2 protein-coding genes are annotated in these 2112 nt (G+C 72.9%); both read left to right on the top strand.

Translation table 11 applies throughout. The features are described from left to right. Nucleotides 1–761 (top strand): phosphotransferase (locus DZF91_RS24580; protein WP_147341352.1); only part of this gene is annotated, 761 nt, incomplete at its 5' end. A 432-nt stretch (nt 762–1193) separates the two neighbouring features. Further along, nucleotides 1194–2112: glycosyltransferase family 2 protein (locus tag DZF91_RS24575; RefSeq protein ID WP_235834525.1), on the top strand; the 919-nt coding region annotated here is incomplete at its 3' end.

Raw genomic sequence — 2112 nt, 5'->3', positions numbered from 1 at the left:
GCGACTGGTTCACGCAGCCGCGCCCGGCGTCCGGCCAGGCCGCGGGGGCGGGGGCGGGCGCGGCGGCGGGTGCGGGCGTGGGGGCGGCGGGCGGGGACTTCGCGGCGGAGGCCGAACGGCTGGGCGAGGCGACGGCGACCGTCCACCGGGACCTCGCCGAGGCGTTCGGCACCGCCGAGGTCCCGGCGGCACGCGTCCGCGCGATGGCGGAGCGGATGCGGGACCAGCTCGACCAGGTGCGGGCGACCGTCCCGGAGATCGAGCCGTTCGCGAAGGTGATCGGCGCGGCGTTCACGGAGCTGGCCGAGTGGGACGGTCCGCTCGCGGTCCAGCGCGTCCACGGCGACTACCACCTGGGCCAGGTCATGCGCACCGACACCGGGTGGGTGCTGCTGGACTTCGAGGGCGAGCCGGCCCGGTCGCCCGAGGAGCGGCGCGAGCCGTCGCACCCGCTGCGGGACGTGGCGGGCATGCTGCGGTCGTTCGAGTACGCGGCGCGCTTCCTGCACGCGGCGGGGCCGCACACTCCGCCCGAGGCGGAACGGGAACTGGAGGAGCGGGCGCGGGCGTGGGTGGCGCGGAACCGTGCGGCGTTCCGGCACGGGTACGCGGCGGCCGGCGGTCCCGACCCCGCCGCGCATGAGACGCTCCTGCGGGCGCTGGAGTTCGACAAAGCCGTCTACGAAGTGCGTTACGAAGCGGCGAACCGCCCCGCGTGGCTGCCCGTTCCCCTGCGTTCACTGGCGCATCTGACGGAATGATCTCCCGGCCCGCGCGCGGACTTCTCCCCGGCCATTCCCTGATTCGATGCGGACATCCGGGAAGAGAAGAGAATTCAGGGCCGAATTAACCGGGAAGAGCGCCCGGTCAGATCTTCATTAACCTGCGACTCCGGTCTCCCTGGCCACATGCGGCCAGGTCACATGTACTGGTACGGCGGTTTTACCGCCATTTGTCCGGCAGAGCAATCCGTGATGATGCCCTTACCTGCCGGAGCCGTACCAGGTGCGTAGGCGTTCCTGCGCAACTTAAACGAGTGCTCGGGCGGATCCTCCAAACATGATGGGCGCACCTGGCATCTAAACGGGTCAGGACGTCACCTACTTACGGGGTCTCCCATGTCATCCTCCAATCACACGGCCCACGCGGCCCGCGTGCCGAGAACGGCCGCCGGAGCCCATAGCGACAACCTCGTGCCCCTCTCCGACCACGGCAGGCGATGGCGCACCGTCACGGCCGTCGTCCCCACGCTCAACGAGCGGGAGAACCTCGAATGGCTCCTCCCCCGGCTCTACGCCGACGAGCAGCTGGACGAGATCGTCATCGTCGACGGCGAGTCCACCGACGGCACCCGGGAGCTCGCCGCGGCCTACGAGCAGGACTCGCTCGTGCCCGGGCCGCACCCCGCCGTCCGCGTCCTGTCGCAGCCGCCCCGGGGGAAGGGCGCCGCGATGCGGGCGGGACTGGCCGCGGCCAGTTGCGACATGGTCATCATGCTGGACGCCGACGGCAGCATGGACCCGGCGGAGTTCACCGCCTTCCTGGCGCTGCTGCGCCGCGGCTACCAGTTCGTCAAGGGCACGCGCTACGGCTGCGGGGGCGGCTCCGACGACCTGACCGGGCTCCGCCGCGCCGGCAACCGCGGCCTCACCTGGCTCGCCAACCGGCTCTACCGGCAGCACTGGACGGACCTGTGCTACGGCTACGTCGCGGTGCACCGGGACGCGGCCGAACGGCTCGGGCTGCGCTCGACGGGCTTCGAGATCGAGACCGAGATGTGCGTCAACGCCGTCCGCGCGGGCCTGCGCATCGCCGAGATCGCCAGCCACGAGACCGAGCGCCGGTTCGGCGTCTCCAACCTCAACACCTGGCGCGACGGCTGGCGCGTGCTGCGCACGATGGTCCGGCTGCGCTTCGCCGGGCCGCTCGAGCCGGGGTTCGGCTCCGGCCTGGAGACCGGGTCCGGCTCCGGCACCGAGGCCGGCGACGCCGCCGGGGCCGAGGGCGGGTCCGGATTCCAGAGCGGGTTCGCGGGCCGGGGCACGGCGCATCCGCCGGCCGAGCACCGGCGCCCCGGGCCGCTCGGGCCGTCCGCCTCCCCGGCACCCGCGT

The sequence above is a fragment of the Actinomadura logoneensis genome (genome assembly GCF_003428695.1).
GTDB lineage: Bacteria > Actinomycetota > Actinomycetes > Streptosporangiales > Streptosporangiaceae > Spirillospora > Spirillospora logoneensis.
Note: the sequence above shows the minus strand (reverse complement) of the source record. Positions and strands in the feature narration are given on the sequence as shown.